Raw genomic sequence first — 5,319 nt, 5'->3', positions numbered from 1 at the left:
GGCAGGAAGATCGTCAGCGCGATCGCCCGCAGGTGCTCCTTGGAGGTGAACACCGCGCGCAGGGGGTTGCGTTCCACGCTCTTGGCCTCGCGGAGGGCGGCGAAATGCGGCGTCTCCTCAAGCTGCGAGCGAATGTAGAAGCCGATGTAGCCGAGCGGGGCCGCGACCAGGAACGGGACGCGCCAGGCCCACGCGGTCATCGTGGCGTCGCCCAGGACCGTGATGAGCGTGGCAGAGAACGCACTACCGGTCATCAGGGCGAGGAAGGACCCCACAGCGATGAACGACATGTTGAAGTTCCGGCGGTGATCGGGCGAATACTCGCCCACGAACGCCATGGCACCGGCGACCTCGCCGCCGGCCGAGACCCCCTGCAGGACCCGCAGGGCCAACAGGAGGATCGGCGCCGCGACCCCGATGACCTCATGCGAAGGGATCAACCCGATGCAGGCGGTGGAGGCGGAGATCAGCAGCAGGAGCGTGGCCAGCAGGGTCTTGCGCCCGAGGCGATCCCCGATATAGCCGCTGAGAACGCTGCCGAAGGGACGTGCGATGAAGCTCACCAGGAAGCCGATATTGGTGAGCAGCAGGCTGCCCGCGTCACCGCCGCCCATGATGCTGATGGCGAGATACGTGGTGAGCAGGCCGTAGATGCCGTAGTCGTACCACTCGACAAAGGAACCGATGCTGCCGGCAACGGTGACGCGACGGACCAAGCGGCCGTCCTGGGTGACGCGCTCAATCTCAGCGGCGTCGAGTGACTCGGTCGAACTCATGTGTCTGACCTCCGAACGGGAGTCTGAACGACTCGTGGTGATGGCGGAAGGCCCCATCGGGCCGGGTGAGGCCGAACGCCACGTCTGACGAAGGCCGTCTGCTGTTGCCGGTGTCACGGAGCCCGATCGGCCGCTTGTGGCCACCGTCTCGAACCTGTCGTTGCGCATCTTTACGCCCCGCCCGCTTCACCGCCGACTACGAGATGTGACTCGCATTGCAAACGAGAATAGACTCCGATTTTCTCACCGGTCAAGAATCGCCGCATTGCAGGCAACTAGTGGCGACCCCGCCCGCGAAGCACGCGGCTCTGACACCATCCCCACCCCAAGCCACAAGGCCACTCCGCGACACACAGACAGACTCGACGCAGCCAGGACAACCCCCTTGCGCCCCGCCGGAACCCGGGGCAGACTCGAGTCACGAGATGAGAACCGATTCTCATCCAATCCGCCGGATCAGGAGCAACGATGCCTCCCACCATGACTGAACCGCCCTCCGTTCACCGCGCCAGCCGGGCCAACCCACTCGACGACGCGCTTCACCAGCTCGGCGAAGCGGTCGCCACCCTCGGCTACGACGAAGGGACCCTGCAACTGTTGAGCGCACCGCGCCGAGAAATCTCGGTCGCGGTTCCGCTGCGGCGCGACGACGGCACCATCGAGGTGCTGAACGGATACCGCGTCCAACACAACTACTCTCGCGGCCCGGCTAAGGGCGGCGTCCGCTTCAGCCCGGACGTCTCCCTCGATGAGGTCCGCGCACTCGCCATGTGGATGACCTGGAAGTGCGCGCTGATGGACCTCCCGTACGGCGGCGCCAAGGGCGGCGTGACCATCGACCCGTCCCGCTATTCCGCCCGCGAACTGGAACGCGTCGTGCGGCGCTACACCAGCGAGATCAGCCCCATCATCGGCCCCGAACGCGACATCCCCGCCCCGGACATCGGGACCGACGCGCAGACCATGGCCTGGATGATGGACACCTACTCCGCTACCCGTGGCTACACGGTCGCGGGCGTGGTGACCGGCAAGCCCGTCATCCTCGGGGGCTCCCTCGGGCGGGCCAGCGCCACCTCCCGCGGCGTCGCCCACGTCGCCTTGGCCGCGTTGGCCTACAAGGGCATGAAGCCGGAGCGGACCACGGCCGCCGTCCAGGGGTACGGCAAGGTGGGCCGTGGCGCGGCCGAGTTCCTGGCCGAGGCGGGCATCCGCGTGGTCGCGGTCAGCGACCAGTTCGCAGCGATCCACAGCGAAGCCGGGATCGATTTCGCCGCACTCGGCGCCCACGTGGACGCTACCGGCACCGTGCGGGGCTTCCGCGGCGCGCAGGAGATCGACCGCGACCAGCTACTGACGCTGCCGGTCGACCTGCTCGTCCCCGCCGCCGTGGAGGGCGTGATCACCGACGCCAACGCGGGAGACATCGCGGCCCGCATCATCGTCGAGGGCGCGAACGGACCGACCACCGTGGCCGCAGACGCGATCCTCCGCGACCGCGGCGTGCTCGTGGTCCCCGACATCCTCGCGAACGCGGGCGGTGTCATCGTCTCCTACTTCGAGTGGGCCCAGGCCAACCAGACCTACCGCTGGCCGCTCGCTCTGGTCGAGGAGCGGCTCAAGGAGCGGATGCTCGCCGCCTGGGAGGACGTCGTCAAGGCGGCCGACTCCCACGGCCGAACCCTGCGTCAGGCGGCGATGCTCACCGCCGTCGAACGCGTCACCCAGGCCCACGAGAGCCGCGGGCTCCACCCCTGATCCCGAAGGAGGACACCACCATGAGCAACATCCGCATCGCACCACCCTGGCAACGCCCCGCCCCAGACCTCGTCGCGGCCTTCGCCGAGGAGTCCGTGGCCAATCTCGGAGACGCCACCGGACGGCTCAACATCGTCGACGCGGGCATCACCCCGCTGTGGCCCGGAGCGCGCATCCTCGGGACGGCGCTGCCCGTGATGACGGTGGCGGGCGACAACCTGGCCGTCATCGAGGCACTGGATCTCATCCAGCCTGGGGACGTCATCGTCGTCAACGCCGCCGGATACTCCGGACGCGCGATCATGGGCGACAACCTCGCCCAGCGCTTCGATGTGTTCGGCGCCACCGGAGCCATCATCGACGGCTGCGCCCGGGACGCCGACATCATCGCCTCGCTCCGGTTCCCCGTCTTCTCCCGGGGACGCACCCCTGCCGGCCCCTGGAAGAACGGTCCGGGGACCATCGGCGAGCCGATCGCTCTTGGAGGCGTGGTCGTCCAGCCGGGCGACATCGTCGTGGGGGACGCGGACGGCATCATCGTCATCCCCCCGGCTCGCGCCGACGAAGCACTGCGAGCCGTGGCCGAGGTCAGGGCCCTCGAAATCAGCAAGGACGCCGAGGCTGCGCAACTGCGCGCCGACAACTCAGGAGCACGATCATGAATCCTCGCCCCACCGTCGCGATGGCGGCCCCCATCGCTCCCGAGACCGTGGCGCTCATCGCCCGCCTCGAGCCGCGCCTGGACCTGCGCTACGACCCGGAACTGCTGCCGCCCATGCGGTTCCCCGCCGACTTCTCCGGGGATCCCTCGTTCCGCCGGACGCCGGAGCAGCAGGCCCGCTATGACGACCTGGTCGGTTCCTCCGACATCCTCTACGGCATCCCCGATGTGGATCCCGCGGCCCTGCGCCGTGCCGTCGAGGCCAACGCATCCTTGCGTTGGGTGCAGACGATGGCGGCGGGAGGGAGCGAGCAAGTGCGCCGGGCCGGCCTGACCCGCGCCGACCTCGACCGGATCACGTTCACCAACTCCTCCGGAGTGCATGGGTCGGCGCTGGCGGAGTTCGCCGTGTTCGGCGTCCTCGCAGGCGCCAAGTCGCTTCCGCTGTTGATCCATCAGCAGCGGGAACGCTTGTGGTCGGGCCGCTGGGCGATGGGCCAGGTCAGCGACCAGACGGTCCTCGTGCTGGGGCTGGGTGGGATCGGGCGGCAGGTGGCCGCGAAGTTGTCCGCCCTCGGTGCCCGCGTCTGGGGCGTCAGCCAGGACGACACCGACGTGGCCGGGGTGACGCGCGTGCTGACCCTCGACGAGGCGATCGCCGACGGCGCCGACATCGACGCGGTGGTCACCACGCTGCCCGGCACCCCCGCGACCGAGGGCCTCGTGGGCCAACGGCTCCTCTCGGCCCTGCGACCGGGGGCCACGGTCGTCAACGTCGGTCGAGGCACCGTCGTCGACGAGTCCGCCCTCCTCGGTGCGTTGGACAGCGGCAGGGTCGGCTGCGCCGTCTTGGACGTCTTCGCGCAGGAGCCGCTGCCCGCCGACAGCCCGCTGTGGACCCACCCTGGGGTGCTGGTGAGCCCCCACACAGCGGCTCTGACCGATTCGGAGGAGCGCCGCATCGCGGAACTGTTCGCCCGCAACGCGACGCACTTCCTGGCCGGAACGCCGATGACGAACCGGATCAACACCGTGGAGTTCTACTGACCTCTACGATGCCTCAGAACTCCTCGTACACGGCCGGGTCCTGACCCCAGATCCGGCCGTCGTACCGGTCCAGGCCCGCGATGGCGATCAGGTCTGTTTCGTCCAACTCGATGCCCGCGACGTTGAGGTTGGCAGCCTGCCGGTGCGGGTCCGCGGACTTCGGCAGCGGGATCGATCCGATCAGCGTGTGCCAGCGCAGCACCACCTGCGGGACGGTGATCCGGTGTTTGTCGGCGATCCCGGCCAGCACCGGATCGCCGAGGAGGTCGGTGGCTCGCCCCAGGGGACTCCACGCTTGCGTGATGATGCCGTGCTCGCGATCGAAGGCACGCTGCTGGCCTTGCTGGAAGTAGGGGTGGAGCTCGACCTGGTTGACCTCGGGCGCCACCCCGGTCTCCTCGATGAGGCGAGTGAGGTGCGCGGGCAGGAAGTTGCTGACACCGATGTGGCGCACCAGGCCACGATCGCGCGCCTCGATCAGCGCACGCCAGGCCTCGACGTACAGGCCCACGTTCGGGTTCGGCCAATGGATCAGGTACAGATCCAGATGGTCCAGTCCGGTGCGCAGCAGACTCTCCTCCACGGTGGCCAGGGCCTCGACGTAGCGGTGATGCCTTCCTGGCAGCTTCGAAGTGACCAGCACGTCGTCGCGCGGGATCGAGGCGCTGCGCACCGCCGCGCCGACCGCCCCCTCGTTTTCGTAGTTGAACGCCGAATCGAACAGGCGGTAGCCCGCCTCCATGGCGCGATGGATGACGTCGAGGGCCGGGAGACCGTTGAGTCCGTACGTGCCGAACCCGATGGCGGGTAACGCCAGGTCGCGTCCTGCCGACACGGGGGGTGCCAGGGTCATGGTCGTTTCCTTCCTTTCGCTGGCCTCCAGCCTAGATCCTCGCCGGTCGGCGACCCCGGACGATGGCGTCGCAGCGGGCGCCGTCATACGGCCTTGCCGCGCCTGATCTCCCACTCGATCTGAGACGCGTCCAGGCGGCGCAGCGCCGTGTCGAGCACCTCCCCGTCGACCGCGAGTTCGCTGCGGGCCCGTAGCAGCGCCGCCCGCTGGGCTTTGATCACGTCCAC

5 protein-coding genes are annotated in these 5,319 nt (G+C 68.8%); 3 read left to right on the top strand and 2 right to left on the bottom strand.

The window, feature by feature from the left end; genetic code table 11:
• The coding region (locus tag V7E09_RS14220) for an MFS transporter (protein ID WP_324523581.1) at positions 1-776 on the bottom strand (776 nt) is incomplete at its 3' end.
• 480 nt (positions 777-1,256) lie between these two features.
• Here V7E09_RS14220 and V7E09_RS14215 point away from each other — a divergent pair.
• Genes V7E09_RS14215 through V7E09_RS14205 form a run of 3 tightly spaced genes read left to right on the top strand, consistent with a single transcriptional unit; the run spans position 1,257 to position 4,239 of the window.
• Positions 1,257-2,531 carry a Glu/Leu/Phe/Val family dehydrogenase gene (locus V7E09_RS14215; protein WP_324509535.1) on the top strand — a complete coding sequence of 425 codons (1,275 nt, stop codon included), beginning with the start codon at positions 1,257-1,259 and terminating at the stop codon, positions 2,529-2,531.
• A gap of 20 nt (positions 2,532-2,551) precedes the next feature.
• Positions 2,552-3,193: an RraA family protein gene (locus V7E09_RS14210; protein ID WP_324509534.1), complete on the top strand. Its 642-nt coding sequence runs from the start codon at positions 2,552-2,554 to the stop codon at positions 3,191-3,193.
• The gene (locus V7E09_RS14205) at positions 3,190-4,239 is read left to right on the top strand and encodes a D-2-hydroxyacid dehydrogenase (protein WP_324523580.1); all 1,050 of its coding nucleotides are present in this window, start codon (positions 3,190-3,192) and stop codon (positions 4,237-4,239) included. Before V7E09_RS14210 ends, V7E09_RS14205 begins: the two co-directional genes overlap by 4 nt.
• A gap of 13 nt (positions 4,240-4,252) precedes the next feature.
• Here the strand turns inward: V7E09_RS14205 and V7E09_RS14200 are convergent, their stop codons facing one another.
• A complete protein-coding gene (locus V7E09_RS14200; protein WP_324509532.1) occupies positions 4,253-5,092 on the bottom strand; it encodes an aldo/keto reductase in 840 nt (279 codons plus the stop codon).
• Positions 5,093-5,319 lie beyond the last annotated feature (227 nt).

It is taken from the genome of Propioniciclava sp., assembly GCF_036744435.1.
Classification (GTDB): domain Bacteria; phylum Actinomycetota; class Actinomycetes; order Propionibacteriales; family Propionibacteriaceae; genus Propioniciclava.
The sequence above is the reverse complement of the archived record's forward strand: the minus strand, read 5'-3'. Positions and strand labels throughout refer to the sequence as shown.